Origin of the sequence: Frigoribacterium faeni, from assembly GCF_011761235.1 — a bacterium.
Lineage (GTDB): Bacteria > Actinomycetota > Actinomycetes > Actinomycetales > Microbacteriaceae > Frigoribacterium > Frigoribacterium faeni_A.
In genome coordinates, this window is record NZ_JAAOYW010000002.1 from 1177362 (window position 1) to 1203987 (window position 26626).

General features: G+C 74.9%; 24 protein-coding genes. 16 read left to right on the top strand and 8 right to left on the bottom strand.

From position 1 onward, the window contains the following. Nucleotides 1-51: 51 nt before the first annotated feature. Nucleotides 52-477 carry a DUF3151 domain-containing protein gene (locus FHR78_RS11975; RefSeq protein ID WP_166760674.1) on the top strand — a complete coding sequence of 142 codons (426 nt, stop codon included), beginning with the start codon at nt 52-54 and terminating at the stop codon, nt 475-477. Nucleotides 478-502: 25 nt separating this feature from the next. On the opposite strand, the gene FHR78_RS11980 is transcribed toward FHR78_RS11975, so the two are convergent. The 3 genes from FHR78_RS11980 to FHR78_RS11990 are packed head-to-tail and all read right to left on the bottom strand — an operon-like array spanning nt 503 to nt 4016. Continuing rightward, complete coding sequence (locus FHR78_RS11980; RefSeq protein ID WP_166760675.1) at nt 503-2590, bottom strand: YhgE/Pip family protein; 2088 nt, start codon at nt 2588-2590, stop codon at nt 503-505. Continuing rightward, complete coding sequence (locus FHR78_RS11985; protein ID WP_166760676.1) at nt 2587-3336, bottom strand: hypothetical protein; 750 nt, start codon at nt 3334-3336, stop codon at nt 2587-2589. Before FHR78_RS11985 ends, FHR78_RS11980 begins: the two co-directional genes overlap by 4 nt. Next, on the bottom strand, nt 3333-4016 hold the full coding sequence (locus tag FHR78_RS11990; RefSeq protein WP_347878172.1) for a TetR/AcrR family transcriptional regulator: 684 nt from the start codon (nt 4014-4016) through the stop codon (nt 3333-3335). The genes FHR78_RS11985 and FHR78_RS11990 overlap by 4 nt, the downstream gene beginning before the upstream one ends. 102 nt (nt 4017-4118) lie before the next feature. On the opposite strand from FHR78_RS11990, the gene FHR78_RS11995 reads away from it, so the two are divergent. Beyond that, nucleotides 4119-5057 carry a transposase gene (locus FHR78_RS11995; RefSeq protein WP_166760677.1) on the top strand — a complete coding sequence of 313 codons (939 nt, stop codon included), beginning with the start codon at nt 4119-4121 and terminating at the stop codon, nt 5055-5057. 734 nt (nt 5058-5791) lie between these two features. Here the strand turns inward: FHR78_RS11995 and xylA are convergent. Beyond that, entirely contained in the window at nt 5792-6985 is a 1194-nt protein-coding gene (gene xylA / locus FHR78_RS12000) for a xylose isomerase (protein ID WP_166760678.1), read from the bottom strand. 280 nt (nt 6986-7265) lie between these two features. Here xylA and FHR78_RS12005 point away from each other — a divergent pair, with 280 nt between their 5' ends. The 4 genes from FHR78_RS12005 to FHR78_RS12020 all read left to right on the top strand — a co-directional run bounded on the left by FHR78_RS12005 (nt 7266) and on the right by FHR78_RS12020 (nt 11842). Then, nucleotides 7266-8537: a Gfo/Idh/MocA family protein gene (locus tag FHR78_RS12005; RefSeq protein ID WP_166760679.1), complete on the top strand. Its 1272-nt coding sequence runs from the start codon at nt 7266-7268 to the stop codon at nt 8535-8537. Further along, the gene (locus FHR78_RS12010) at nt 8534-9226 is read left to right on the top strand and encodes a ThuA domain-containing protein (RefSeq protein WP_166760680.1); all 693 of its coding nucleotides are present in this window, start codon (nt 8534-8536) and stop codon (nt 9224-9226) included. The genes FHR78_RS12005 and FHR78_RS12010 overlap by 4 nt, the downstream gene beginning before the upstream one ends. Nucleotides 9227-9291: 65 nt before the next feature. After that, nucleotides 9292-10377, top strand: a complete 1086-nt coding sequence (locus tag FHR78_RS12015; RefSeq protein WP_166760812.1) for a Gfo/Idh/MocA family protein — start codon at nt 9292-9294, stop codon at nt 10375-10377. A gap of 133 nt (nt 10378-10510) precedes the next feature. Beyond that, on the top strand, nt 10511-11842 hold the full coding sequence (locus FHR78_RS12020; protein WP_347878173.1) for an ROK family transcriptional regulator: 1332 nt from the start codon (nt 10511-10513) through the stop codon (nt 11840-11842). A gap of 302 nt (nt 11843-12144) precedes the next feature. Here the strand turns inward: FHR78_RS12020 and FHR78_RS12025 are convergent, their stop codons facing one another. Beyond that, nucleotides 12145-12861, bottom strand: coding sequence for a metal-dependent transcriptional regulator (locus FHR78_RS12025; RefSeq protein ID WP_166760681.1), 717 nt, complete (start codon nt 12859-12861; stop codon nt 12145-12147). 166 nt (nt 12862-13027) lie between these two features. Beyond that, nucleotides 13028-14569 carry a xylulokinase gene (locus FHR78_RS12030; RefSeq protein WP_166760682.1) on the bottom strand — a complete coding sequence of 514 codons (1542 nt, stop codon included), beginning with the start codon at nt 14567-14569 and terminating at the stop codon, nt 13028-13030. A 145-nt stretch (nt 14570-14714) separates the two neighbouring features. Here FHR78_RS12030 and FHR78_RS12035 point away from each other — a divergent pair, with 145 nt between their 5' ends. Next, nucleotides 14715-16001: an adenylosuccinate synthase gene (locus FHR78_RS12035; protein WP_166760683.1), complete on the top strand. Its 1287-nt coding sequence runs from the start codon at nt 14715-14717 to the stop codon at nt 15999-16001. 183 nt (nt 16002-16184) lie between these two features. Here the strand turns inward: FHR78_RS12035 and FHR78_RS12040 are convergent, their stop codons facing one another. Continuing rightward, nucleotides 16185-16793 (bottom strand): maleylpyruvate isomerase family mycothiol-dependent enzyme, encoded by a 609-nt coding sequence (locus tag FHR78_RS12040; protein WP_166760684.1) that lies wholly within the window; start codon nt 16791-16793, stop codon nt 16185-16187. 35 nt (nt 16794-16828) lie between these two features. Between FHR78_RS12040 and FHR78_RS12045 the strand changes: the two genes are divergently transcribed. From FHR78_RS12045 to FHR78_RS12060, 4 genes are all read left to right on the top strand, one after another. Continuing rightward, nucleotides 16829-17458 carry a GNAT family N-acetyltransferase gene (locus FHR78_RS12045; protein ID WP_166760685.1) on the top strand — a complete coding sequence of 210 codons (630 nt, stop codon included), beginning with the start codon at nt 16829-16831 and terminating at the stop codon, nt 17456-17458. 25 nt (nt 17459-17483) lie between these two features. After that, nucleotides 17484-17903 carry an organic hydroperoxide resistance protein gene (locus FHR78_RS12050; protein ID WP_166760814.1) on the top strand — a complete coding sequence of 140 codons (420 nt, stop codon included), beginning with the start codon at nt 17484-17486 and terminating at the stop codon, nt 17901-17903. Between the two features lie 101 nt (nt 17904-18004). Continuing rightward, a complete protein-coding gene (locus tag FHR78_RS12055; RefSeq protein WP_166760686.1) occupies nt 18005-18364 on the top strand; it encodes a chorismate mutase in 360 nt (119 codons plus the stop codon). Further along, nucleotides 18361-19443 carry a beta-propeller fold lactonase family protein gene (locus FHR78_RS12060; protein WP_166760687.1) on the top strand — a complete coding sequence of 361 codons (1083 nt, stop codon included), beginning with the start codon at nt 18361-18363 and terminating at the stop codon, nt 19441-19443. The genes FHR78_RS12055 and FHR78_RS12060 overlap by 4 nt, the downstream gene beginning before the upstream one ends. Nucleotides 19444-19659: 216 nt before the next feature. On the opposite strand, the gene FHR78_RS12065 is transcribed toward FHR78_RS12060, so the two are convergent. After that, a complete protein-coding gene (locus FHR78_RS12065; protein ID WP_243862289.1) occupies nt 19660-20235 on the bottom strand; it encodes a TetR/AcrR family transcriptional regulator in 576 nt (191 codons plus the stop codon). An 88-nt stretch (nt 20236-20323) separates the two neighbouring features. On the opposite strand from FHR78_RS12065, the gene FHR78_RS12070 reads away from it, so the two are divergent. The 5 genes from FHR78_RS12070 (at nt 20324) to FHR78_RS12090 (ending at nt 26106) form a co-directional block, all read left to right on the top strand. Next, on the top strand, nt 20324-21940 hold the full coding sequence (locus FHR78_RS12070) for an MFS transporter (protein ID WP_166760688.1): 1617 nt from the start codon (nt 20324-20326) through the stop codon (nt 21938-21940). Nucleotides 21941-22118: 178 nt separating this feature from the next. After that, complete coding sequence (locus FHR78_RS12075; RefSeq protein WP_166760689.1) at nt 22119-23201, top strand: 3-isopropylmalate dehydrogenase; 1083 nt, start codon at nt 22119-22121, stop codon at nt 23199-23201. Beyond that, complete coding sequence (locus FHR78_RS12080) at nt 23198-24310, top strand: branched-chain amino acid aminotransferase (RefSeq protein WP_166760690.1); 1113 nt, start codon at nt 23198-23200, stop codon at nt 24308-24310. Before FHR78_RS12075 ends, FHR78_RS12080 begins: the two co-directional genes overlap by 4 nt. Beyond that, nucleotides 24307-25077, top strand: coding sequence for a fumarylacetoacetate hydrolase family protein (locus FHR78_RS12085; RefSeq protein ID WP_166760691.1), 771 nt, complete (start codon nt 24307-24309; stop codon nt 25075-25077). The genes FHR78_RS12080 and FHR78_RS12085 overlap by 4 nt, the downstream gene beginning before the upstream one ends. 9 nt (nt 25078-25086) lie before the next feature. After that, a complete protein-coding gene (locus tag FHR78_RS12090) occupies nt 25087-26106 on the top strand; it encodes a YeiH family protein (protein WP_347878174.1) in 1020 nt (339 codons plus the stop codon). Nucleotides 26107-26626 lie beyond the last annotated feature (520 nt).

The following is a 26626-nucleotide window of genomic DNA, read 5'->3' on the forward strand; positions in this document are numbered from 1 at the left end:
CACCCGGCTTCCTGAGTGACGCAGCGGGGCCGAGCGCGAGAGGATGGGCGCATGCCCTCCCAGAACCTGCTCGGCGTGCCCGAGACCCTGCTGCCCGCCGACCCCGCCGTGACCGCCGACCTCGACACGCTCCCGCTCGCCGAGGTCGTCGTCGCCCACCCGACGTCGTCGCTCGCCTGGGCCCTGCTCAGCGACGAGGCCGCCGCGCGCGGCGCCGACCTCGAGGCCTACGCCTACGCGCGGGTCGGCTACCACCGCGGGCTCGACGCCCTGCGCGGGGCCGGCTGGCGCGGCCAGGGCCCCGTGCCGTGGTCGCACGAGCCGAACCGCGGCGTGCTGCGGTCGCTGTTCGCCCTGCGTCGCGGAGCCGCCGCCATCGGCGAGACCACCGAGGTCGAGCGGCTCGGCACGTTCCTCGCCGACGCCGACCCCGCGGCCGGCCCGGCGATCGAGGCCGAGGAGGCGGCGCGACGCTGACGACGCAGGTCGCGCCTCCTGCGCCCTAGCCGATCAGCGACGGCCGCAGGTCGCGCAGCGTCCGGCGCCGGGTCATCCGTGCGGTCGCGACGAGCGACACGAGCAGCGCCCCGAACAGCCAGCAGGCGAGCACGCCCGCGTCGCCCCAGGCGGTGGCCGTGCTGCCGCCGTACATCACCTGGCGCAGCCCGTCGGTGGCGTAGCTCATCGGCAGCGCGAAGTGCAGCGCGGCGAGCGGCCCGGGCAGCGTCTGCCACGGGAACGTGCCGCCGGCCGTCACGAGCTGCACCACCATCAGCACCAGCCCGAGGAACTGCCCGACGCTGCCGAGCAGCACGTTGAGCGTCATGATGATCGCGGCGAAGGTCGCGCTCGCCAGGGCCATCAGCCCGATCATGCCCCAGGTGTGCACGACCTCGAACCCGAGGGCGCCCCGCACGATCGCGAACAGCGCGACCATCTGCACGGCGCCGAGCATCGCGGGCGTCAGCCACCCCGCGACGACGACCCGCGCGGGCGCGGCGGAGGCCGTGATGGCCCGCTTCGACACCGGCTTGACGATGAGGAACAGCGCGTAGATGCCGATCCACGCCGCGAGGCTGATGAAGAACGGCGCGAGTCCCGCGCCGTAGGTGCCGGCGCTGGTGAGCGGCTGGTCGGCGACGTCGACGGGGTCGCTGATCGCCGACGCCTGGTCGTCGCGGCTCTGCTCGGTGCTCGCGGGGATCTCGCCCAGGCCGCTCTGCAGCCCGTCGCGCAGCTGCACGGCGCCGTCGTCGAGCGACACGAGCCCGTCGTGCAGGCTGACCGTGCCCGTGCTGAGCGTGTCGAGTCCGCTCGACAATGCGGCCGAGCCCGTCTCGAGCTCGTCGAGGCCGGTCGACAACGAGGAGGCGCCCGAGGCCGCCGAGGACGCCCCCGTCGCCAGCGTCGAGGCCCCGTCGGCCGCGTCGGAGATGCCGCCCGTCAGGGCCGGGGTCGCCGCGGCGAGGGCGGCGGCGCCGGTCGAGACCTGGTCCGCGCCGCTCGCGAGCGTGCCGACCTGCCCGTTCAGCTGCTGCACCTGCGCGTTCGCGTCGGCCAGGCCGTCGGTGACGGGGGCGAAGTAGGTCGCGACCTCGCCGGCGGAGGCGACCGCCTCCTCCTGCGTCTGTCCCTGGGAGACGAAGAAGGCGACCAGCTGCCGCCCGATCTCGGCCTGGGTCGCGGGGGCGGCGTCGGCCGCCGCCTGGCTCGTCGCGGCGGCCTCGCCGACGGCGGTCGCGAGCCGGTCGTTGCCCTCGGCCACGCGGGCGGCGCCGTCGGCGAGCTGCTGCGTGCTCGCGGGCAGGCCGGCGGTCTGGTCGCGCAGCTGGTCGAGCCCGGTCGACAGGGCCGTCGCGCCGGTGCTCAGCTGTGAGGTGCCGGCGGCGAGCGACCGTGCCCCCGTCGCCGCGCTCGACGCCCCGGTCGCCAGCTGGTCGGCCCCCGAGGAGGCGTCGGCCGCGCCGGTGCTGAGCTGCTCGGCCCCCGAGACGGCCGAGCCGGCACCGTCGACGAGCTGGCCGGCGCCGTCGACGGCGCTGCCGAGGCTCGTGCGGATGTCGGCGAGGCCGACGAGCAGGGTGGACGCCGCCTCCTTGCCGACCTTCTCGGCGACCGAGGCGCGGATCGTCTTGCCGGCCTGCTCGGCGATCGTCGTCGACAGGTAGCTGTTCGTGTCGTTGGTCGCGAGCACGATCTCGGCGCGCTGCGGGTCGTCGGAGCTCGCCGACGACAGGTCGGCGCTGAAGTCGCGGGGGAGGGTGAACGTGAAGTCGTAGGTCCCGTCGCGCAGGCCCGCCGCGGCCTCGGCCGACGACACGGCGTGCCAGTCGAAGTCGCCGCCGTCGACGACCTCGTCGGCGACCTGGTCGCCGTAGTTCGTGGCGGTCCCGTCGACGACGGCGCCCCGGTCGTCGTTCACCAGCGCGGCGGGCACCTGGTCGAGCTTCGCGTACGGGTCCTGGTTGGCCCAGAGGTAGAGGCCGCCGTAGAGCAGCGGGACGGTCATCAGGGCGACGAGCGCGAGGCGCGCGAGGCCGGTGGAGGTGAGCCGCTGCAGCTCGGCTCGGACGACGGCGACGATCTTCACGGTCGGGGGTCCTCTCGTGTCGGGGCGACCGCGCTGTCGTCGGGGGTGGGGGTGGGATCGGGGGTGGTGGTGGTGGTGGGGTCGGAGACGGGAGCGGGGCCGGCGGGGACCTCGTCCCCGACGTGCTCGTCGAGGCCGGAGAAGTCGGGCGCCGGCAGCGCCTCGACCGCGGCCAGCGCGGCGAACCCGGTGACGGTCAGCACCGTGACGCCCCGGGCGACGAGGTCGTGCACGACGGCGAGCCACGCGGCGACGTCGCCGCCGTGCCGCTCGGGCGAGGTGAGCACGAGGCCCTGCACGCCCTCGCGCAGCACGGCGAGCTCGCAGAGCAGGCGCACGCGCAGCTCGGTCGGCAGCGCCTGCAGGCGGGTGCGGCGGTGCTCGGCGAGGCCGATCTCGTCGAGCAGCAGGGCCGTCGAGGCGCGGTCGCTGCGCAGGTCGGCCAGCGCGAGCTCCTCGCGGGCGACCTGCGCGACGGTCAGCGACCCGAACGGCTCGGCCACCGACGGGGTGTCGACCAGGGCGAAGGAGGCGCGGATCGCGGCCGCGTCGTCGCTCCCGTCGAGCGTCACCCGGCCCTGCGTCGGCGCCATCCGCCCGCCCGCGACGAGGGAGGCCAGCACGGGGGCGTCCACCGTCTCGACGGCGACGAAGCCGGGCCGGCCGCGGTCGGCGACGACCGTGAGCTCGGGCAGCGGGGCGCCGGGCCCCTCGCCGACGGCGACGTGGTCGAGCTCGAGCCTCACGGGCGGTCCTCCCCGTCGTGGCCGGCGCGGTCGCCCGCCTCGGTCGCGACCGGGAGCGCCAGGGCCGGCGTGCTGCGGATCAGCTCGCCCGCCTCCTGCCAGCCCAGCCCGACCATGCCGAGCACGGCGAGCATGACGAGCCGGTGGCCCTCGGCGCGGTCGAGGTCGCGCACCGTCGCCTCGTCGAGCACCGCGAGCGCGGAGCCCTCGACGAGGTGGGCCAGCGTCTCGACGCGGACGTCGTCGCGCATGCGCCCCTCGGCGACGCCGCGGCGCACCGTCTCGAGCAGGAACGCCCTGACCGGGGCGAGCGCCGTGCCGACCTCGCGCATCAGCGGGCCGCGCACGGTCAGCTGCGCCATGACGCGCACGTGCTCGACCTCGGACCAGAGCCGGGCGCCGAGCTCGGCGAGCTGCACGGCCGGGTCGTCGGAGGGGGCGGGCATCGCCGCGGCACCGATGCGGGCGGCGCCGCGCAGGCTGACCTCGCGGACGAGGTCGTCGCGGGTGGCGAAGTGCCCGTAGACGCTGCGCCGCGAGAGGCCGGCCTCGGAGGCGATCGCCTCGAGCGACACGGCCGGGTCGACGTTGAGCAGCCGCACCGCGGCGGCCATCAGGGCCTCGCGGTTCGCGGCGGCGTCGCGCCGTGGTGCACGGGTGGAGGAGGGGTGCGTGGTCACGGTCCCGATCTTACGATCTTGCACACCGGTGTGCAAGATCAGAGGCCGTGTTGCCGGTCCACAGGGCCATCCTCCCGCAGGAGGCGTGGGTAGGGTCGGGCGATGACGCTCGCGGAGGCCGCCCGGCAGCTCTACGCCCTCCCGCCCAAGGAGTTCGTCGCCGCGCGCGACGCCCGGGCCGCCGAGGCGAGGTCGGACGGGGACGCCGCCCTCGCGACCTCCCTGCGGGCGCTGCGCCGCGCCTCCTCGTCCGCCTGGGCCGTCGACCTGCTCGCCCGCGACGCCGCCGACGCCGTCGCCGCGCTCGACGACCTCGGCGAGCGGTTCCGCACCGCCCAGTCCGACGGCGACCGCGCCGCCCTCGCCGCACTCGCCCGGGACCGCAAGGAGGCGCTGGCCGGCCTCGTCGCCCGGGCCCGCGACCTGGCCGTCGACGCGGGTCAGCCGCTCTCCGCCGCGGCGCTCGCCGAGGTCGAGCAGACCCTCCGGGCCGCCGTGGCCGACCCGGCCGCGGCCGCCGCCGTGCGCAGCGGTCGCCTCGTGCGGGCGCTCGCCGCCGACGGCCTCGAGGAGGCGGACCTCGCCGACGCCGTCGCCGGCCCTGCCCCCGAGGGCGTCGCCCCGGCGCGGCTCCGGGCGGCGGGGCGGGCGGGGTCGGGGTCCGGTGACGGGTCCGGCGACGACGGCGACGGTGACGGCGGATCGGCGGGCCCGGGTTCACGTTCTCGGTCGGGCGCGCGGGAGGCCGCCCGGCGGGCCGCCGAGCGTGCGGCCGCCGACGCGGAGCGCGAGGCCGACGAGGCGGAGGCGGCGCTCGCCGAGGTCGACGAGCGCGCCGCCCGGCTGGCCGCCGACCGTGACGAGGTGCTCGGGCAGCTGCGCCGTCTCCGCGAGGAGTTCTCCGCCGCCGAGCGCCGCAGCGGCGAGCTCGACGACCGCGAGAAGTTCCTCACGCGGGAGCGTCGCCGTGCCGTCGCCGACGCCGGAGCCGCCCGCCAGGCCGCCGACCGCGCCCGCGCCGCCCTCGCCCCCCGCCCCTGACCCGCGCCCCGCGCCCTCCCCGCACGTCGCGGCGCCCTCCCCGCACGCCGAAGAACCCCGTTGTGGACGATGCACCCCGAAACGACGGGGTGCATCGTCCACAACCGGGTGTGGGGGGGGGGGGGCTGGGGGGGGGGGGCCGGCGCGGGGGGGCGCGGGGGGGGGGGGGGCGCCCGGGCGCCCCCCCCCCCCCCCCCCGCTTGGGGCCCCCCCCCCCCCCCCCCGCGGGGGCCCCCCCCCCACAACGGGGTTCTCGGCGGCGGCGCATCAGTCGCGTGCCCCTCCGCGCTGCTCCTCTCTGCGCTCCACCCCGCCCCACCCGGCCCCGCGCCGCGCCCCGCACCCTGCCCGCGCCTCACGCGAGCACCGCGTCGTGAACGGAACACCGCGTTGTTGGGCGGTGCTTCGTTCACAACGCGGTGTCGCGCCGACCGCGGCCCCGCGCGCCCCGTTCTGCTGGAGGAGCGAGCACCGCCCCCGCACGCGGAAACACCCCGTTGTGGACGATGCACCCCGAAACGACGGGGTGTTCGGTCCACAACGGGGTGTTTCGGCAGTGATGCGTCAGCCGCCTGCGGGCTGTGCCGCACCCTGCCCCCGCCGCACCCCGCCCCGCGCCCAGCGCCGCACCCCGTCCCCGCCGAACGCGAACACCGCGTTGTGAACGGAACACCGCGTCGTTCGGCGGTGCTCCGTCCACAACGCGGTGTCAGGGCGTGCGAGGCGCGTCAGCCCTAGCTGCGAGCGCCCATCAGGTGCTCGAGGGCGAGCTGCTGCAGGCGGACGAAGCCGTAGCCGTGGCCGCCGAAGTGCTGGCCCGCGTCGTAGTCCTCGTACGCGGCGCGGTCGGCCAGCAGCTGCTCGTATCCCTCGCCGTCGCCGAGGGTCGGGGTCGACAGCTCCGCGACCTGGGAGGCGGCCAGCGCCTCCTGCACCTCGGGGTCGGCGCGGAACGCCTGCGCGCGCTCCTTGAGCAGCAGGTACATGCGCATGTTGGCGGCGGCCGAGTCCCAGACGCCCGAGATGTCCTCGGTGCGCGACGGCTTGTAGTCGAAGTGGCGGGGGCCGTCGTACGAGGGGCCGCCCTGGGGCGAGCCGTGCTCGAGCAGGTCGACGAGCGAGAACGCGTTCTGCAGGTCGCCGTGGCCGAAGACGAGGTCCTGGTCGTACTTGATGCCGCGCTGGCCGTTGAGGTCGATGTGGAACAGCTTGCCCTGGTACAGCGCCTGGGCGATGCCGGCCGTGAAGTTCAGGCCCGCCATCTGCTCGTGGCCGACCTCGGGGTTCACGCCCGCCATCTCGGGGTGCTCGAGCGTCTCGATGAACGCGATCGCGTGGCCGAGCGTCGGCAGCAGGATGTCGCCGCGGGGCTCGTTCGGCTTGGGCTCGATCGCGAAGCGCAGGTCGTAGCCCTTGTCGAGCACGTACTGCGAGAGCATGTCGACGCCCTCCTTGTAGCGCGAGAGCGCCGCCTGGACGTCCTTCGCCGCGTCGTACTCGGCGCCTTCGCGGCCGCCCCACATGACGAAGGTCTTGGCGCCCAGCTCGGCGGCCAGGTCGATGTTGCGCAGCACCTTGCGCAGGGCGAAGCGGCGGACGCCCCGGTCGTTGGAGGTGAAGCCGCCGTCCTTGAAGACGGGTGCGCTGAAGAGGTTGGTCGTCACCATCGGGACGACGATGCCGGTCGCGTCGAGGGCGCCCTTGAGGCGGTCGATCTGCTTCTGGCGCTCCGCGTCGGTCGAGCCGAACGCGAAGAGGTCGTCGTCGTGGAACGTCAGGCCGTAGGCGCCGAGGCGGTCGAGGTTCTCGACGGCCTCGACGACGTCGAGGTCGGGGCGGGTCGGGCCGCCGAACGGGTCGGCGCCGGTGTAGCCGATCGTCCAGAGTCCGAAGGAGAACTTGTCGTCGCGCGTGGGGGTGGTGGACATCGGTGTCCCTTTCCGAGAGTGGTCACGAGGCGGTCCGTCCACCGGGCGAGGTCGCCACGGTGAATGTTGTGCGACTCAACATATCCCGCCCGAGCCTCGTGCGACAGTCCCCCGGCGCGATTCGTCGGAGAGGAGCCGGCGAGGAGTCGGAGAGGAGTCGGCGAGGAGCCGGAGGGTCGGCGAGGCGGCCGAGCGGCCCGGGCTCGTTGCGGGCCGGGCGTCCCCGGCCTAGTTTGTGGTGCAGCGCAACGAACCAGCGGACGACGACGAAGGAGTCACCATGTCCCCCGAGAACGACGACTCGGCCGACCCCCGGGGCGACCTCGGAGTCGCCCTCATCGGCCACGGCTTCATGGGAGCGGCCCACTCCCAGGCCTGGCGCACCGCTCCCGCGTTCTTCGACCTGCCGCTCAGGCCGCGCACGGCCGTGCTCGTCGGGCGCGACGTCGAGGCGACCCGGTCGGCGGCGGCGCGCTGGGGCTGGCGGCGGACCGAGTCCGACTGGAGGCGCGTGGTCGAGAGCGACGACGTCCAGCTCGTCGACATCTGCTCGCCCGGCTCGACGCACGTCGAGATCGCGGTCGCCGCCCTCGAGGCCGGCAAGCACGTGCTCTGCGAGAAGCCCCTCGCGAACACCGTCGCCGAGGCGGAGCGCATGGCCGAGGCCGCCGCCGCCGCGGCGGAGCGCGGCGTGCTGGCGATGGTGGGCTTCAGCTACCGGCGCGTGCCGGCGATCACCTTCGCCCGCGACCTCGTGGCCCGGGGCGCGATAGGCGAGCTGCGCCAGGTGCGCGCCCTCTACCTGCAGGACTGGCTCGTCGACCCCGAGGGCCCGATGACCTGGCGCCTCGACAAGGCCGCCGCGGGCTCCGGCTCGCTCGGCGACATCGGCGCGCACCTCGTCGACGCCGTGCAGTTCGTCACCGGCCGCGCCCTCACCGACGTGAGCGGCCTGCTGCACACGTTCACGACCGAGCGGCCCCTGCTGGGCGAGGTCCGCGGTCTCGGCGGCACCGCCTCCTCGGAGCGCGGGCAGGTCACCGTCGACGACGCGGCGATCTTCACGGCCTGCATCGAGGGAGGCGCGCTCGGCACCTTCGAGGCGACCCGCGTCGCGACCGGCCGCAAGAACGCCCTGCGGCTCGAGTTCAGCGGCACGGGCGGCGCCGTCGCGATCGACCTCGAGCGCATGAACGAGATCGAGGTCTACGACGCCGGCGCGCCCGTCGACCAGCTCGGCTTCCGCACGATCTACGTCACGGAGCCCGAGCACCCCTACGCCGCGTCGTGGTGGCCGACCGGGCACGGCCTCGGCTACGAGCACGCCTTCAGCCACCAGGTGCGCGACCTCGTCGTCGCGCTCGCGGCCGGCGAGCAGCCGACCCCGTCGTTCGCGGAGGGGCTCCAGGTGCAGCGCGTCCTCGAGGCGGTCGAGCGCAGCGCCGCCGACGGCAGCCGCTGGACGCCGACCGCGCCCGCGAGCGCCTTCACCAGGCCCGCGAGCGAACCCCCCGCGACGACCTCCCCCGCGACTGCGGCGGCCGCCTCGTGACCCGCCGCGCGCTCGTCGTCCGCGGCGGCTGGGACGGCCACGACCCCGTCGGCACCACCGACTCGTTCGTGCCGTTCCTCGAGCGGTCGGGCTTCGAGGTCAGCGTGCACGACGGCCCGGCGGTCTACGCCGACGCCGACGTGATGAGCGGCGCCGACCTCGTGCTGCAGAACGTCACCATGTCGACGATCGAGGGGGCGCAGACGGCGGGCCTGCGGGCGGCCGTCGAGGCCGGCACCGGGCTGGCCGGCTGGCACGGCGGCATCGCCGACTCGTTCCGCGGCGACGCCGACTACCTGCACCTGGTCGGCGGCCAGTTCGCCTCGCACCCGGGCAAGCCCGCGGCCGACCGGGTCGGCGACGGGACCGACGCGTTCGTCCGGCACACGATCCGCTTCACGGAGGCGGCGGCGACGCACCCGGTCACCGAGGGGCTCGACGACTTCGAGCTCGACAGCGAGCAGTACTGGCTGCTGCACGACGACTACCTCGACGTGCTCGCGACGACCACGCAGGAGGCGCGGGTCGGCGACCCCTGGACGCGCCCGGTGACCTCCCCCGCCGTCTGGACCCGGCAGTGGGGCCTCGGCCGCATCGCCGTCGTCACGCCCGGGCACTCGCAGGACGTGCTCGACCACCCGACCGTGCGCACGCTCGTCGAGCGCGGCCTGCTGTGGGCGTCGCGATGAGCGGCGTGAGCGGCACGGGCCGCACGGGCCCCACCGGCGCCGCAGCCGGCCGCGCCCCGGCCCCGATGCGCGTCGGCGTCGTCGGCGTCGGGGTGATCAGCGAGCAGTACTTCGCGACGTTCGAGCGGCTGCCCGGTCTCGCCCTCGAGGCCGTGGCCGACCTCGACGGCGAGCGTGCCGCCTCCGTGGCCTCGCGTCTCGGCGTGCGGGCCCTGACCGTCGACGAGCTGCTCGCCGACGACCGGGTCGACGTCGTGCTGAACCTCACGATCCCGGCCGCGCACGCCGAGATCGCGCTGCGGGCGATCGCCGCCGGCAAGCACGTCTACGGCGAGAAGCCGCTCGCGCTGACGGTCGCCGACGGCACGGCGGTGCTCGAGGCGGCCCGCGTCGCCGGGGTGCGGGTCGGGTCGGCGCCCGACACGGTGCTCGGCACGGGCGTCCAGACCGCGGCGCAGCTCGTCGCGTCGGGGGTCGTCGGCGACCCCGTCGGCGCGGCCGTCTCGTGGACGGCGTCCGGGCACGAGGCGTGGCACCCGGCTCCCGACTTCTACTACCGCCCGGGCGGCGGCCCCCTGTTCGACATGGGGCCGTACTACCTGACGACGCTCGTGCACCTGCTGGGCCCCGTCGAGAGCGTGTCCGGCCTGGTCTCGCGCTCGGCCCGCCGCCGGACGATCGGCACGGGGCCGCGCGCCGGCCAGCCGCTCGAGGTCGAGGTCGACACCCACGCGAGCGCCCTGCTGAGGCACGTCTCGGGAGCCGTCTCGACCGTGACGGTGAGCTTCGAGGTGTGGGGCTCCCGGGCGCCGATCACCGAGTTCTTCGGCACGCGGGGCACGATCGCCGTGCCCGACGCGAACATGTTCGGCGACCCCGTCGAGCTGCTCACCGCCGACGACCGCACCTGGCGCGGCGTCGAGCCGACCGCGGGCTACCTGGACGCCGGACGCGGCGTCGGGCTCGCCGACCTCGCCAGGGCGGTCTCCGTGGGGGAGCCGCACCGCGCCTCCGGCGACGTCGCCCTGCACGTGCTCGAGATCACGGAGGCGGTGGCCGCGTCGAGCGCGTCCGGCGCGGTCGTGTCGCTGGTCTCCCGGCCCGACGTCCCGCCGCTCGTCCCGCTCGGCGCCGAGCCGCACGAGGCGTGAGCGGTCGCGCGGTGCAGCGGGGTGCGGCTGCGTCGTGCGGGGCGAGGCGTGGCGTGCGGGTCGCAGCACGACCTCGCCGGGGGCACGGCCCGCGTCCGTGCGGACGATAACCTCGTGAGCGAGGGAGGCCGCGGTGCGAGACGAGACGAGTGAGGCCCAGGACGGCGCGGCGACGCCGTCCGTGCCGGCGACGTCGCCCGACTCCGCGCCCCGGCCCGAGTCCGCAGCCCGGCCCGAGCCCGCAGCCCGAGCGCGGCGGGCGACCGCGGTCCCGGCCGCCCCTCCTGCGGGACGCGCCCGCCCCCTCCTCGACCGCCCCCGGGGCTCGAACCTCGCGACCGTCCTCGGCATCGTCCACGGCGACGGTCCGACCTCGCGGAGCGAGCTGACCCGCCTCACCGGCCTGAACCGCTCCACCATCGCCGCCCTCGTGGGCGAGCTCGTCGAGCGCGGCCTGGCCGTCGAGTCGGAGCCGGTCTCGGCCAACCGCGTCGGCCGGCCGAGCCCGGTCGTCAGCGCCTCGCCCGACGTCGTCGCCTTCGCCGTGAACCCCGAGATCGACGCCGTCACGGTCGGCCGCGTCGGGCTCGACGGGGTCGTGCAGCGGCGCGTGCGGCACGAGACCGACGGCGTCCCGACGGCCGCCGAGGCCGCCGACCTCGCGGCCCGCCTCGTCGCGGAGCTCGCCGGCGAGGTGCCCGGCGCCCGCGTCGTCGGGGTGGGCGCCGCCGTTCCCGGGCTCGTGCACGCCGACGGCGGGCTCGTGCGCCTCGCGCCGCACCTCGGCTGGGTCGACGAGCCCTTCGCCCGCCTCCTCGCCGAGGCCACCGGCCTGCCCGCCCGTGCCGCCAACGACGCGTCCACCGCCGTCGTCGCCGAGGGCCTCTTCGGCGCCGGCGCGGACGCCCTCGACCTCGTGTTCCTCAACGGAGGCGCCAGCGGCGTGGGCGGGGGCGTCGTCGTCGACGGCCGGCCCCTGCGCGGGCGGGACGGCTTCGCCGGCGAGATCGGGCACACCCTCGTCGAGTCGGCCGGGGTGCTCTGCCACTGCGGCGCCGTCGGCTGCCTCGAGACCGAGGTCGGCCAAGCGGCGCTGCTCGCCGTCACCGGGCTGAGCCGGGCCCAGGCCGACGAGCTCGACGCCGCGCTGGCGACGGCGCTCGCCGAGGGCGACGCCGACGTGCGGCGCGAGGTCGAGCGGCAGGTCGACTACGTGGCCGTGGCGCTGCGCAACGTCGTGAACGCCTTCAACCCGTCGGTGATCGTGCTCGGCGGGTTCCTGGGGTCGCTGCAGGCCGCCGCGCCCGACCGGCTGCTCGACCGCGTGACCGCGCAGGCGCTGCCCGGCCCGCGCGACGACCTGCACGTGCGCCGTGCCGCCCTCGGCGCCGACCGGCTGATGATCGGGGCCGCCGAGCTGGCCTTCGCCGACCTCCTGGCCGACCCGGCCGGCGTCGCCCCCTGACCCGCGCCTCCTGCCCCCCCCGCCTCCTGCTGCTGCCCGCCCGGCCCCGTGCCGCCCGCCGCCCGGCCCGGCCCCGCGCTGCCCTGCCGCCCTGCCAGCCCAGTGCTGCCCGCCGCCCCGACCCGCACCCCCGACACCGCCGAGTGAACGGAACACCGCCGCAGTGGGCGGTGTTCGGTTCACTCGGCGGTGCCAGGAGAGAGCAGTACCGCGCGCGGAAGCCCCGAGCGACACGACGCGCGGCAGTGCCGAGCAGCACGGCGCGCGGCAGCCCCCGAGCGCGAGCCCGCGCCGAGCGCCGCTCAGGCGGACGCGGCCGCCGCGTGCCCGTGCTCGTCGCGCGTCGCCCACACGGCGCCGGCGGCGGGCCCGGCGAGGTCGACGGTGCCGTCGTCCAGCTCGACGCGCAGCGACCCGGCGTAGTCGCGGCGCTCGGCGACCCGCACGTGCGCGCCGACGTGCAGCTGCAGCGAGCCGAGGTAGCGCAGCAGCTCGGGCTCGTCGTCCGAGACGCGGACGACGTGGCCGCACTCGCCCTCGACGAACTCCTGCAGAGTGTGGGCGACGGGCCGCTCGACCGTGCCGTCGGCGGCGGGGATCGGGTCGCCGTGCGGGTCGGCCGTGGGGTGCCCGAGCTCGACGTCGAACGCCTCGAGCAGCCGGTCGCTGACGGCGTGCTCGAGCACCTCGGCCTCGACGTGCACCTCGTCCCACGAGTAGCCGAGCCGCTCGACCAGGTAGGTCTCGATCAGCCGGTGGCGTCGCACCATGCCGACCGCGACGCGACGGCCGAGGTCACTGAGGGCGATGCGCCGGTACGGCTCGTAGTCGAGGTAGCCGTCGCGCTCCAGCTTGCGGAGGTTGCCCGACACCGTCGAGGCCCCCACCCCGAGCGTCGCGGCGATCTCGTTCGTCGTGATGCCCGCCGACCCCTCGGCGGCCCACTCCTCGGCCTTCCAGATGACCTTGAGGTAGTCCTCCGCCATCGTCGAGCGGGTGGGTCCCGGTTCCGGTGCCATGTGCCGATCCTAGGTCCCGCCGCCGCGCCTCCTCGTCCCGGCGCCGCGCCTCCCAGTTCTCAGGTCGAGGGCGGGTGTTCCGGCTCGAGGGCGGGTCCCCGCCGACCCGCCCTCGGCCCGGAAGACCCGCCCTCGGCCCAGGAAGCCCCGAGCAGGCGCGAGCAGCTCAGCGCGGCAGCGACCCCAGCGCCTGCGCCGCGCGGTAGCGCTCGCCGATCGCGGGCACGAGGTCCGGCTCCGAGGAGGCGCGGGTCGACACGGTCCACCCCGGTCGCGTCCCCGAGAGGGCCCACGCCGCCTGCCGTGCCGCACCGTCGGCGACGTACTCGCCCGGCGCGGGCACCGTGACCGGCACGTCGAGCACCTGGGCGGCGACGGCCTGCACGGCGGGGTTGAGCGCGGCGCCGCCGATCAGCAGCACGCGTCGCACCTCGACCCCCTGGTCGCGTACCGCGGCGGCGCCGTCGGCGAGCGCCGACAGCATGCCCTCGACGGCCGCCCTGGCGAGGTTCTCCCGCGTGGTCGAGGCGAGGGTCAGCCCCGAGATCGTGGCCGTGGCGTCGGGCAGGTCGGGGGTTCGCTCGCCCTCGAAGTAGGGCACCAGCGAGACCCCGCCGGCGCCGGGCTCGGCGGCGAGCGCCAGGCGGGCCAGCTCGTCGTGGTCGACGGCGAGCAGCGCGCCGATCGACGAGAGCACCCGGGCGGCGTTGAGCGTGGCGACGAGCGGCAGGAACCCGCCCGCGGCGTCCGCGAACCCGGCGACCGTGCCGCTGCCGTCGGCGGTGGGGGAGTCGGTCACGGCGAACGCCGTGCCGCTCGTGCCGATGCTGACGACGAGGTCGCCGACCCCGGCGTCGAGCCCGAGGGCCGCGCCGGCGTTGTCGCCGGCGCCCGCGCCCACGACGATCCCCTCGGGGACGGGCCCGTGCGCGACCGTCGTGCCCGCCGCCTCCGACGGTCCGAGCACGCGCGGCAGCACGACGGCCGAGTCGTCCGAGCCGTCCGGGCCGTCCGGGCCGGCCCCGGCGCCCGAGCCGTCCGAGCCGTCCCCCGCGCCAGAACCCTCGCTCCGCCCCGCGGCGACCCGCCCGGCCCGCCCGAGCGCCCGCTCGAACAGCTCGAGGTCGTACGCCTCGTCGCCGGGGCTCCAGTACGAGGTGCCGCTGGCGTCGCTGCGGTCGGTGACGAGGGCGTCGAGGTCGGGGCCGAGGGGCGAGGAGGCGGCCGGCCCGTGCCCGAGGAGCCGCCAGGTCAGCCAGTCGTGCGGCAGGGCGACCGCGGCGACGCGCGCGGCGTTCTCGGGCTCGGCGTCGCGCAGCCAGCGCAGCTTGGTGGCCGTGAAGGAGGCGACGGGCACCGAGCCGGTGCGTCGCGCCCACTCCTCGGCCCCGAGCTCGGCGGTCAGCTCGCGGGCGGCGGGGGCGCTGCGGGTGTCGTTCCAGAGCAGGGCGTCGCGGACGACCTCGCCGTCGGCGTCGAGGGCGACCATGCCGTGCTGCTGCCCGGCGACCGAGATCGCGGCGACGTCGTCGAGGCCGCCGGCGGCGGCGATCGCCTCGGCGAGCGCGTCCCACCAGGCGTCGGGCGGCACCTCAGTGCCCTCCGGGTGCCGGGCGGTGCCCTGGCGCACCAGGGCTCCGGTGACGGTGTCGCGGATCACGACCTTGCAACTCTGGGTCGAGGAGTCGACCCCGGCGACGAGACTCATGGCCGTAGTTTGTCGTATCGCGCAACGAATTCCTAGAGCGGTCCCGGGCGGCGTGGCGCGCCTCCTCGTCGGTAGACTCGAGTGCACCCGATCACGGTGCAGCCGCGCCCCACCCGGCGCGACCGCCGACCGCGAGGAGACGACCATGCCCGCAGTAGTCATCATCGGAGCCCAGTGGGGCGACGAAGGCAAGGGCAAGGCCACCGACCTGCTCGGCAGCCGCATCGACTACGTCGTCAAGTTCAACGGCGGCAACAACGCGGGCCACACGGTCGTCATCGGCGACCAGAAGTACGCCCTGCACCTGCTGCCCTCGGGCATCCTGTCGCCCGGCGTCACGCCCGTGATCGGCAACGGCGTCGTCGTCGACATCGAGGTGCTCTTCGACGAGCTCGACGCCCTGATCGCCCGGGGCGTCGACGTCTCGCGGCTCAAGGTGAGCGCCAACGCGCACGTCATCACGCACTACCACCGCACCCTCGACAAGGTGACCGAGCGGTTCCTCGGCAAGCGGCAGATCGGCACCACGGGCCGCGGCATCGGCCCGACCTACGCCGACAAGATCAACCGCGTCGGCATCCGTGTGCAGGACATCTTCGACGAGGGCATCCTGCGCCAGAAGGTCGAGGCGGCCCTCGACCAGAAGAACCACCTGCTCGTCAAGATCTACAACCGCCGCGCGATCGAGGCCGACGAGATCGTCGAGTCGCTGCTCTCGTTCGCCGAGCGGCTGAAGCCGATGGTCGCCGACACGGCCCTCGAGATCCACCAGGCGCTCGAGGCCGACAAGACCGTCCTCTTCGAGGCCGGCCAGGCCACGATGCTCGACGTCGACCACGGCACCTACCCCTTCGTCACGTCGTCCTCGGCGACCGCAGGAGGCGCCTCCACCGGCTCCGGCATCGGCCCGGGCCGCATCGAGCGCGTCATCGGCATCGTCAAGGCGTACACGACCCGTGTCGGCGCCGGGCCCTTCCCGACCGAGCTGTTCGACGCCTCCGGCGAGTTCCTCCGGGCCAACGGCTTCGAGTTCGGCACGACCACCGGCCGCCCGCGTCGCTGCGGCTGGTACGACGCCCCGATCGCTCGCTACTCGGCGCGCATCAACGGCGTGACCGACTTCGTGCTGACGAAGCTCGACGTGCTCACCGGCCTCGAGACCATCCCGGTCTGCGTCGCGTACGAGGTCGACGGGGTCCGCCACGACGAGGTCCCGGTGTCGCAGAGCGACTTCCACCACGCCGTGCCGATCTACGAAGAGCTCCCCGGCTGGAGCGAGGACATCACCGGGGCCCGCGAGTTCTCCGACCTGCCCGAGGCGGCGCAGCAGTACGTCCTGGCCGTCGAGGCGATGAGCGGCGCCCGCATCTCGGCGATCGGCGTCGGCCCCGGCCGCGACGCCATCGTCGTGCGCCACGACCTCCTCGGCTGACCGCCCCGCCCCTCCCGCGCCCGTCCTCTCCTCATTCAGGAACGCGTGTCCTGAGTGTTCACGGCTCAGGAACGAGCGTCCTGAGCCGTGCACCGATCAGGAACCCGCCCCGCCCCGTTCCTGAGTTCCGCCCCCGCCCCCGCACCCGGGGCCGACGGCACGAGCCGAGGAGGCGCCCCCGCCTCAGACGACGCTGAACCCGTCCCCGAGGCGGCCGCGTCCCGTGAGCGCGAGCAGCACCTCCTCGCCGTGTCCCTGCATCGTGGCGGCGCGTGCCGCGAGCGCGGCCGTGTCGGCGACGGCGGTCGACGGCAGCGTGTGGGTCAGCCCGGTCGCCCGGGACAGGTCGATCGTGTGCACGACCAGCTCGAACACCCGGGTCCGCAGGTACTCGCCGAGCGGGATCCCCATGCCGCCGAGCGACACGATGCGGTTCGAGGGCGCGCGGTCGAGGGCGGCGCGCGACTCGGCGAGCGCCTCGGCCACGCGGGCGGCGGGGTCGTCGCCCAGCCAGAGGCCGGCCTCGACGCCGCGGGCGTGCACGCCGTCGGCGTCGGTGAACTGCGACGCGTAGGCCGAGTACCAGGCCTCGGCCGAGGGGATCGTCACGTCGCTCGGCTCGTCGAGGCCGAGGTAGGTCGACACCGTCAGGACGGCGCGGGAGGCGTGGCCCGCCAGGCTGCGGACGCTCCAGCGGTCGAGACCGGGCGCCTCCCACTGCTCGGGACGGACGCGCGAGAGCAGGTCGACGAACGACTCGGCCGACTGGCCGAAGGTGCGGGGTGTGGTCACGATGACATCTTGCCCCCACCTGCCAGGATCGAGGCATGTCGCCGTCCGCGCCCCTGCCCCACGTGCCCCTCGTCGGCCGCCTCGTCACCGTGGCCCCGCTGACCCTCGACGACCTGCCCGAGCTGCACCGCGCGATCGGCCGCCCCGAGGTGTTCGCCGGAGGCTGGGGCGGCGGCGCGGCCGCGTACCGCGCCGACTACGACGGCTGGGCCGAGTTCATGCGCGGCTACCTGCTCTGGGACTCGGGGCTCGTCTACGGCGTCCGCCGCACGACCCCGGGGCCCGACGCCGGCGAGCTCCTCGGCACCACCACCGTCGGCCAGGTCGACCTCCGCTGCGAGAGCGCGCACCTCGGCTGGACCGCCTACGCCCCGGAGGTCTGGGGCACCGGCGTCAACGTCGAGACGAAGCTGCTCGTGCTCGGGTCGCTCTTCGACCACGGGCTCGGGCGTGTCCAGATCCAGGCCGACGGCGCGAACGAGCGGTCGCGGGCGGCGATCCTCCGGCTCGGCGCGACCTTCGAGGGAGTCCAGCGGCGCACCCAGCCGCGGGCCGACGGCTCGTGGCGCGACACGGCGGTCTACTCGGTGCTCGCGGACGAGTGGCCGGGCGTCCGGGATGGTCTCATGCGCCGTCTGGAGACTGTTCAGCAACCGTCCAGATGAGGGGTCGACTGTTGCTCTCATGACTCTGGAGATCGCTTACACCGCCATCGCCCACGCCACCGGCGGGGGCCGTGACGGCCACGTCCGCAGCGAGGACGACCGCCTCGACTTCGACACCCGTCCCCCCAAGGAGCTCGGCGGCTCCGGCGAGGGCACCAACCCCGAGCAGCTCTTCGCGGCGGGCTACGCGGCCTGCTTCCTCAGCGCGATGCACGGCGTCGCGAAGAAGCTCGACGTCGACACGAGCGACAGCTCGGTCAGCGCGAGCGTCGGCATCGGCGGCAACGGCGACGGGGGCTACGGCCTGGCCGTCGAGCTCGACATCTACACGCCCAACGTCCCGGCCGACCGCCGCCAGGAGCTCGCCGACGCGGCGCACCACGTGTGCCCGTACTCGAACGCGACGCGCGGCAACGTCGAGGTCACGCTGACCCTCGTCGACTGACGTCGAGCACGACCCGAGGAGGCGCGTCCCGCGATCGCGGGACGCGCCTCCTCGTCCGTCCGGTCCGGTCGTGGCCCGGGGCCGGCCGATAGGGTCGGAGCATGGCACTCGACAGTCCCCTCGGGGCGGACAGCCCCCTCACGACCGACGACCGCGAGGCGATCGACGAGCTCTCGAGCATCCGTCGCAGCATCGACAACATCGACGCCGCGCTCGTGCACCTGCTCGCCGAGCGCTTCAAGTTCACGCAGTCCGTGGGCCACCTCAAGGCCGCGGCGGGCATGCCGGCCAGCGACCCCGAGCGCGAGCGCGTGCAGATCCAGCGGCTCCGCCAGCTCGCCGAAGAGTCGCACCTCGACCCGGCCTTCGCCGAGAAGTTCCTCGGCTTCATCGTGGGCGAGGTCATCCAGCACCACGAGCGCATCGCGAGCGGCACCGCGGCACCGCGGGGCGACGCGTGAGCGACCGGGGCGCCGAGGGCGGCCCGGCCGCGGGCCCCGTGCCCGTCCGCCCGGCCGAGCCCACGTCGCCCCGGCGCCTCTACGTCGGCTCGTACACCGCCTCGAGCGGCGGCTCGGGAGTCGGCATCACCGTGCTCGAACGCACCGCGCCCGGCCAGCCGTGGCAGACGGTGCAGACCGTCGAGGCCGACGACCCGTCGTTCCTCGTCGCGACCGAGGGCGCGCTGCACGCCGTGTCCGAGACCACGGAGGGGCGGGTGCTGTCTTACACCGTCTCCGCCGGTCGCCTGGTGGCCGCGTCGAGCGCCGCCTCCGGGGGGTCCGCGCCGTGCCACGTCCTCTTCGACCCGGCCTCCGGCGCCCTCGTCGTCGCGAACTACGTCGGCGGCACGCTGGGCGTCCTGTCGAGCGACCCCTCCGTGACGAGCCGGGTCGTGCACGCCGTCGCGATGCCCGTGGGCCGCGGCCCCGTCCAGGAGCGCCAGGAGCACCCGCACGCACACCAGGCCTCCCCGACCCCCTGGGGCACGCTGCTGGTCAGCGACCTCGGCACCGACCGCCTCGTCGAGGTCGCCGTCGACCCCGTCACCCTGGTGCCCGAGATCGTCGGCGTCCACCTGCTGCCGGCGGGCGCCGGGCCGCGGCACGTGGCCTGGCTCGACGACGGCCGACTCGTCGTCGCGGGCGAGCTCGACGCCCGGCTGCACGTGCTGCGGCGCACGGGCGAGAAGCTCGTCGTCGACCACTCCGTCGAGGTGTTCGAGGGCTCGTCGTCGACGCCGGGCGCGTTCCCGTCGCACCTCGACGTCGACGGCGGACGCGTCTACGTCGCGACCCGGGGCCGCGACAGCATCAGCGTGCTCGCGCCCGGAGACGACGGCCGGCTGCGCCTCGTCGGCGAGGCGTCCTGCGGGGGCACCTGGCCCCGGCACTTCGCCGTCACGCCCGGTGCCCTCTACGTCGCCAACCAGGGGTCCGACACGCTCGTCGTGCTGCCCCTCGACCCCGAGACCGGGGTCCCCGGAGCGCCCGTCGACGTCGTCCCCCTCGGCAGCCCCGCCTGCGTCCTCCCCGCCTGACCCGCCCCGCGCCGCGGCGGCCTGCTCCGGTGGCCCCGCTCCACCGCCTCCCGCGCCCGTCCCGCGTGCTGCGATCGCCCGCGGCCTCCCCCTCCCGCACGGTCTGTGTCGCAAATGCCGACCGCCGGCACGGATCGGCCCGCGCAATACGTGATCTTCCCGTCATTGCGACCCGCACGGTCGGCATTTGCGACGGGCGGCGACCCCTCGCAGGACTCAGCGCGCGAGGCTCCGCAGCAGCGCGACGACCTCGTCCACCGAGGCGCGCCCCCGCCGGCTCGCGCCCGGTGCGCCCGACGCGACCGACGCCTCCTCGAACTGGGCCGGGGTGAAGTAGAGCCCGTCCGAGACGAGGCAGACGAGGCTGGCCACGGCGGGGTCGCCGACCTCGTCGAGCACGACCTGGTACCAGCGGTCCTGCATGGCGGTCAGCGCGGCGACGGCCTGCGGCCAGCGGCCGCTCGCGCCGAGCCCCGCGACGGCGGTGATGCAGCGGTCGAGCGGGTCGTCCTCGGGCAGGGCCGACCGCGAGGAGGTGCGGATGAAGTAGTCGACGACCCCGTCGGCCGCCGAGGTCATCCGTGCCACGTCGTCGTCGAGCAGGGCGTCCAGACGGGCGACGAGGCCGTCGACCAGCGCCTCGCGGGAGGGGAAGTGGTAGAGCAGCCCGCCCTTGGAGACGTCCGCAGCGGCGGCCACCGCGTCGAAGGTGGCGCTGCGCTCGCCCGCCTCGACGACGAGCTGCTCGAACGAGTCGAGCATCGCCTCACGGGCTGACGGACGCGGGCTCATCCTGTTACTGTACCGTCTGGACTGTGAAGCTGTACCGTCTGGACGGTATAGCGAGAACCCCCGCCCGCCCCTCGACCCCGAGAGCCCCATGAGCACCCCCGACGCCCGCCAGACCCCAGCGCCCGCATCGTCCCCGGCCCCGGCACCCGCCCCCGCGCCGGCACGGACCCCGGCACCCGGTCCCGCCCCGGCGCAGGCGCCCGCCCCCGCCCGCGCGGGCACCCGGCAGTGGGCCGCCCTCGTCGTCCTCATGCTCCCGGTGCTGCTCGTCTCGGTCGACAACACGGTGCTGAGCTTCGCGCTCCCCGAGATCTCGACCGCGCTGCGGCCGAGCGCGGCGGGCCAGCTCTGGATCGTCGACGTCTACTCCCTCGTCCTCGCGGGCCTGCTCGTGGCGATGGGCTCGCTCGGCGACCGCTTCGGCCGGCGGCGCCTCCTCCTGATCGGGGCCAGCGGGTTCGCCGCGGTGTCGCTCGCCGCGGCCTTCGCCCCGACGGCCGAGGCGCTCATCGCGGCCCGGGCGGTGCTCGGCTTCTTCGGCGCGATGATCATGCCCGCCACCCTGTCGCTGCTCCGCAGCACGTTCACCGACCGCGACCAGCGCCGTCTCGCCATCGCGATCTGGGCGAGCGGCTTCGCCGCCGGCTCGGCGCTCGGCCCGATCCTCGGCGGGGTCCTGCTCGAGCACTTCGCCTGGGGCTCGATCTTCCTCATCGCCGCGCCGGTGCTGCTGCCCCTGCTGATCGCGGCCCCGCTGCTCGTGGCCGAGAGCCGCGACCCCGCGCCGGGCCCGTTCGACCTCGTCTCCGTCCTGCTCTCCCTCGTGGCGATGGCGCCCGTCGTCGCGGCGATCAAGCAGCTCGCCACGCACGGTCCCGGCCTCGACGTGCTGGGGCTGGCGGTGGTCGGCGTCACGGCCGGCTGGCTGTTCGTCCGCCGCCAGCTGCGTCGGCCGCGCCCCCTGCTCGACGTGCGGCTGTTCGCGGACCCGGTGTTCGCGGGCTCCATCGTCGTCAACCTGCTGGCCATCACGTCGCTCGTCGGCTTCCTCTTCTTCACGACGCAGCACCTGCAGCTCGTGGTCGGGCTGCGTCCGCTGCACGCCGCCCTCACGCTGCTGCCCGGCCTCGTCGTCATGGTCGTGGCGGGGCTCGCGGTCGTGCCGATCGTCCGCCGGGTGGCGCCGCGCAGCATCGTCGCCGTCGGGCTCGCCGCGGCGGGCGTCGCCTACGGAGCCGTCTGGCTCTCCGGCGCCGGCGCCCCCGTGTGGGTCTTCGTCGTCAGCTTCGCCCTCGTCGGGCTCGGGGTCGGCGCCGCCGAGACGATCTCGAACGACCTGATCATCGCCGCGGTCCCGGCCGACCGTGCCGGAGCCGCCTCCGCCGTCTCCGAGACCGCCTACGAGGTCGGCGCCGTGCTGGGCACCGCCGTGCTCGGCAGCATGCTCACGGCCATCTACCGCGGAGCCCTCGTCGTGCCCGACGTCGTCCCCGGCGACGCGGCGTCGGCGGCCCGCGAGACGCTGGGCGGCGCCGTCGCCGCGGCCGGGCCGCTCGACCCGGCGGCGGCGGACGCGCTGCTCGCCGCCGCCGCGCACGCCTTCGACACGGGCCTCGTCGCGACCGCCGCGGTGGGCGCCGGCATCATGGCCCTCGCCGTCGTGGTCGCCCTCGTCTGCCTGCGCCGCGCCTCCGCGCACGACTGACCCGAGGAGGCGCCCCCCGCCTCCCCGAGGCCCGACCCGAGGAGGCGCACCCGCCTCCCCGAGGCCCGACCCGAGGAGGCGCCCCCCGCCTCCCCGAGGCCCGTCCCGGGGAGGCGCGTCCCGCCTCCCCGCGCAGGTACAGTGGAGGGTCACCCGACCCGATCACCGCAGGAGTCCCATGTCGCGCACCGTCCGGCTCGCCGCCGTCCCCGGCGACGGCATCGGCCCCGAGGTCGTCGCAGAGGGCCTCAAGGTGCTCGAGGTCGCGGCCGGCGCCGACGCCTCGTTCGACGTGACGACGTTCCACCTCGGGGCGGCGCGCTACCTCGAGACCGGCGACGTCCTCACCGACGACGACCTCGAGGCCCTGGCCTCGCACGACGCGATCCTGCTCGGAGCGGTCGGCGGCGACCCGCGCGACCCGCGCCTGACGGGCGGCGTCATCGAGCGCGGCCTGCTGCTCAAGCTCCGCTTCGCGTTCGACCACTACGTCAACCTGCGTCCGACGACCGTGTTCCCCGGCGTCCCCTCGCCGCTGGCCGACCCGGGCGAGGTCGACTTCGTGGTGGTCCGCGAGGGCACCGAGGGCCCCTACGTGGGCAACGGCGGCGTCCTCCGCGCCGGCACCCCGCACGAGATCGCCAACGAGGTCAGCGTGAACACGGCGCACGGCGTCGAGCGCGTCGTCCGGTACGCGTTCGAGACGGCGCGCGGCCGGCGCGGCAGGCTCACCCTCGTGCACAAGACCAACGTGCTCGTCTTCGCGGGCGGGCTCTGGCAGCGCGTCGTCGACGCCGTCGCGTCCGAGTACCCCGACGTCGAGGTCGACTACCAGCACGTCGACGCGGCCACCATCCACCTCGTCGCCGACCCGGCCCGCTTCGACGTGATCGTCACCGACAACCTGTTCGGCGACATCCTCACCGACCTGGCCGGCGCGATCAGCGGAGGCATCGGTCTCGCGGCGTCGGGCAACCTGAACCCGAGCGGGGCGTTCCCGAGCATGTTCGAGCCCGTGCACGGCTCGGCTCCCGACATCGCCGGCCGGCAGCTGGCCGACCCGACCGCCGCGGTCCTGTCCGTCGCGCTGCTGCTCGACCACCTCGGGCTCGACGCGGCCGCCGGGCGCGTCCGCGCCGCCGTCGAGGCCGACCTCGCCGAGCGCGTCGGCTCGTCGGGCACGCGCCGCAGCACGTCCGAGATCGGCACGGCGATCGCCGACCGCGTCGCCGCCCTCACCCGCCAGGAGGCCGCATCATGAGCACCACCGACGACACCGCCGAGTTCGGGCTGAGCTTCGAGCTCACGCCGTCCGAGACGGCCCGCGACGTCGCCGAGCGCGAGGTCATCCTCAGCGACCCCGGCTTCGGCAAGCACTTCACCGACCACATGGTGTCGATCCGCTGGACGCTCGACGAGGGCTGGCACGCCGCGCGCGTCCACCCGTACGGCCCGCTCCGGCTCGACCCGGCCGCGTCGGTGCTGCACTACGCGCAGGAGATCTTCGAGGGCATGAAGGCCTACCGCCACGCGGACGGCTCGATCTGGTCGTTCCGGCCCGACGCGAACGGGCGCCGCCTGCAGCGCTCCGCCCGTCGTCTCGCGCTGCCCGAGCTCTCGACCGACGACTTCGTCGAGAGCGTGCGGCAGCTGGTGCGCGTCGACAGCTCGTGGGTGCCGAGCGCCCCCGAGACCAGCCTGTACCTGCGACCGTTCATGATCGCGACCGAGGGCTTCCTCGGCGTCCGGGCCGCGCAGCAGGTCGACTACCACGTCATCGCGAGCCCGGCCGGCGCCTACTTCACGGGAGGCGTCGCACCGGTCTCGATCTGGCTCACGACGAACTACGCCCGCGCCGGCAAGGGCGGCACCGGCGCCGCGAAGACGGGCGGCAACTACGCCTCGTCGCTGCTGCCCCAGCAGGAGGCCTACGAGAACGGCTGCCAGCAGGTGCTGTTCCTCGACTCGTCCGAGAGCTCGTACATCGAAGAGCTCGGCGGCATGAACGTGGTGCTGGTCTACGCCGACGGCACCCTGGTCACGCCCGACAGCGACTCGATCCTCGAGGGCATCACGCGCGACTCGATCCTCGAGCTCGCCGAGGCCCGCGGGCACCGCGTCGAGCGTCGCCGCGTCTCGCTCGACGAGTGGCGCGACGGCGTCGCGAACGGCGACATCGTCGAGGTGTTCGCCTGCGGCACGGCCGCCGTGGTCGTGCCGATCGCCGAGCTCAAGGGCGAGGGCCTGCACATCGGGTCGCCCGCCGCCGAGGGCGGACCCCTCACGATGTCGCTGCGCGAAGAGCTCACCGACATCCAGTACGGGCGTCGCGAGGACGTCCACGGATGGATGACGAGGCTCGACGCATGAAGATCGCCCGGTTCGCGACCCCCGGAGAAGACCCCCGCTACGGCATCGTCGACGAGCGCGAGCTGATCGTGCTCGCGGGCGACCCGATGTACAGCGGCTACGAGACGACGGGCGAGCGCGTCTCGCTCCGCTCGGCGAAGCTGCTCGCGCCGGTGATCCCGCGCTCGAAGGTGGTGGGCGTCGGGCTGAACTACCACGACCACGCCGACGAGCTGGGGCAGACCCCGCCGGAGGCGCCCCTGCTGTTCCTGAAGCCGAACACGACGGTCATCGGCTTCGGCGACTCGATCCAGCTGCCGCCCGACGTCGGGCAGGTCGACTTCGAGGGCGAGCTCGCGATCGTGATCGGCTCGATCGCCAAGCGCGTCAAGGCCGAGGACTACCAGGACGTCGTCTTCGGCTACACGATCGCCAACGACGTGACGGCCCGCGACGTGCAGACGGCCGACGGCCAGTGGACGCGCGCCAAGGGCTACGACACGTTCCTGCCGCTCGGCCCGTACATCGAGAACGAGCTCGACTGGACAGACCTGACCATCGAGACCCGCGTCGACGGCGAGGTCAAGCAGCGCGAGTCCACGCTGCAGATGATCCACAAGATCCCCGAGCTCATCGAGTACGTGACCGACGTGTTCACGCTGCTGCCCGGCGACGTCATCCTCACCGGGACGCCCGCCGGCATCGGCCCGTTCACGGCGGGCGAGACCGTCGAGGTCGCGATCTCCGGCATCGGCTCGCTGATCAACCCCGCGAAGAACCGCGTCTAGGCACATTCGGTGACGACCCCGGCCACCGCCGCCGTGCCCCGGCGGGCACGGCACCTGCCCGGGGTCGCCCTCGCCGCGGTGGTCCTCGGGGTCGCCTGGCTCCTGCACCTGGCGGTCCCCGCGGTGCCGGTGCTCACCGGCTGCGTGGTGCTCGGCATCGTCCTCGGCCAGGTGCCCGCTCTCCGGCCGGCCCTCGACGGGGTGCTCGCACCGGGGCTGACGCTCTCGGCCAAGCGGCTGCTCCGCATCGGTGTGGTGCTGCTCGGGCTGAAGCTCAGCCTGGTCGACGTCGCCGGCCTCGGCTGGGTGACCGTGCTCGCGGTGGTCGGGGTGCTCGCGGCCACCTTCGGGGTGACCTGGCTGCTCGGGCGGTGGGCGCGCCTCCCCGGTGACCAGCCCCTCCTGCTCGCAGCCGGCTTCTCGATCTGCGGGGCGTCGGCGATCGGCGCGATGTCGGCGGTGACGCGGGACCGCGGCAAGGACGCCGCGACCCCGGTCGCGCTGGTCACCCTCTGCGGGACGGCCGCCATCGCGGTGCTGCCCGCGCTCGGCTCGGCGCTCGGCCTGACTCCCGTGCAGTTCGGCGCGTGGACCGGCGCGAGCGTGCACGACGTCGGCCAGGTGGTGGCGACCGCGCAGACCGCGGGCGCCTCGGCGTTGGCGATCGCCGTGGTGGTGAAGCTCACCCGTGTGGTGATGCTCGCCCCCGTCGTCGCGATCACGTCGGCGGTCGTCCGTCGCGGGGGAGGCGACGCCGGCACCCGGCCGCCCCTGGTGCCGCTGTTCGTGGTCGGGTTCCTGGCCGCGGTCGTGCTGCGCACCCTGGTCGACCTGCCGGAGGCGGTGGTCACCGGGGCCGACACGGTCCAGACGGTCCTGCTCGGCCTGGCACTCGTCGGGCTCGGGTCGAGCGTGCGCCTCGAGCGGCTCGCCCGCACCGGTGGTCGGGCCGTGCTCGTCGGCCTCGGCTCGTGGGTCTTCGTCGCGGCGCTGTCCCTGGTCGTCGTCCTCGTCCTGCCCCTGGGCTAGTCGGGGCCGCCGTCGCCTCGACGGCGGGGTCGACCGGGCAGCTCACCGTGGTCGGAGCGGCCGTGTGCCGCCGTCTGCGGGCCGATCGAGGCCCCGACCCTTGATTTTCCGGGGATCGGCACTGCGACACGCCCGGGATGCGACAGGGTTTGGACGGATGGGCCGATGTGCCTGTAATGTTCTTTCTTGTCACCCCAAAGGTGCGGCGGAGCGAAGCTCCTCCGGCCTCAAGCGGGACCGACTTCCAAGTCCTCGAGTTGCCTCTAGTCCTTCTAGCTGGCCTCGGACCAAGCAAGTTGCAACACCGAGAAACACGATGTAAGGTTGTGGCTCGTTCCACTCGGAACGAAAGGCTCTTCTCGAAGAGCCAGGCTCCACTCGGAGCCGAGACGCCATGGTCTTCCATCACGAAGATCGGTGCTAAGGTTTCACAGCCGCTCCGGACGATGATCTATTACAGGTCGGGTTCCTGATGCGTTTGGTCCTTGAGAACTCAACAGCGTGCACATTGTCAAATGCC

Bases quoted from the DNA above. Each gene is read 5' to 3' on its own strand.
- FHR78_RS12065 (WP_243862289.1), bottom strand. From the start codon at position 20,235: ATGAGCCCGCGTCCGTCAGCCCGTGAGGCGATGCTCGACTCGTTCGAG.
- FHR78_RS12030 (WP_166760682.1), bottom strand. From the start codon at position 14,569: ATGAGTCTCGTCGCCGGGGTCGACTCCTCGACCCAGAGTTGCAAGGTC.
- FHR78_RS12070 (WP_166760688.1), top strand. From the start codon at position 20,324: ATGAGCACCCCCGACGCCCGCCAGACCCCAGCGCCCGCATCGTCCCCG.
- xylA (WP_166760678.1), bottom strand. From the start codon at position 6,985: ATGTCCACCACCCCCACGCGCGACGACAAGTTCTCCTTCGGACTCTGG.
- FHR78_RS12055 (WP_166760686.1), top strand. From the start codon at position 18,005: ATGGCACTCGACAGTCCCCTCGGGGCGGACAGCCCCCTCACGACCGAC.
- FHR78_RS12005 (WP_166760679.1), top strand. From the start codon at position 7,266: ATGTCCCCCGAGAACGACGACTCGGCCGACCCCCGGGGCGACCTCGGA.
- FHR78_RS12035 (WP_166760683.1), top strand. From the start codon at position 14,715: ATGCCCGCAGTAGTCATCATCGGAGCCCAGTGGGGCGACGAAGGCAAG.
- FHR78_RS12015 (WP_166760812.1), top strand. From the start codon at position 9,292: ATGCGCGTCGGCGTCGTCGGCGTCGGGGTGATCAGCGAGCAGTACTTC.
- FHR78_RS11995 (WP_166760677.1), top strand. From the start codon at position 4,119: ATGACGCTCGCGGAGGCCGCCCGGCAGCTCTACGCCCTCCCGCCCAAG.
- FHR78_RS12025 (WP_166760681.1), bottom strand. From the start codon at position 12,861: ATGGCACCGGAACCGGGACCCACCCGCTCGACGATGGCGGAGGACTAC.
- FHR78_RS12075 (WP_166760689.1), top strand. From the start codon at position 22,119: ATGTCGCGCACCGTCCGGCTCGCCGCCGTCCCCGGCGACGGCATCGGC.
- FHR78_RS11975 (WP_166760674.1), top strand. From the start codon at position 52: ATGCCCTCCCAGAACCTGCTCGGCGTGCCCGAGACCCTGCTGCCCGCC.
- FHR78_RS12085 (WP_166760691.1), top strand. From the start codon at position 24,307: ATGAAGATCGCCCGGTTCGCGACCCCCGGAGAAGACCCCCGCTACGGC.
- FHR78_RS12045 (WP_166760685.1), top strand. From the start codon at position 16,829: ATGTCGCCGTCCGCGCCCCTGCCCCACGTGCCCCTCGTCGGCCGCCTC.
- FHR78_RS12080 (WP_166760690.1), top strand. From the start codon at position 23,198: ATGAGCACCACCGACGACACCGCCGAGTTCGGGCTGAGCTTCGAGCTC.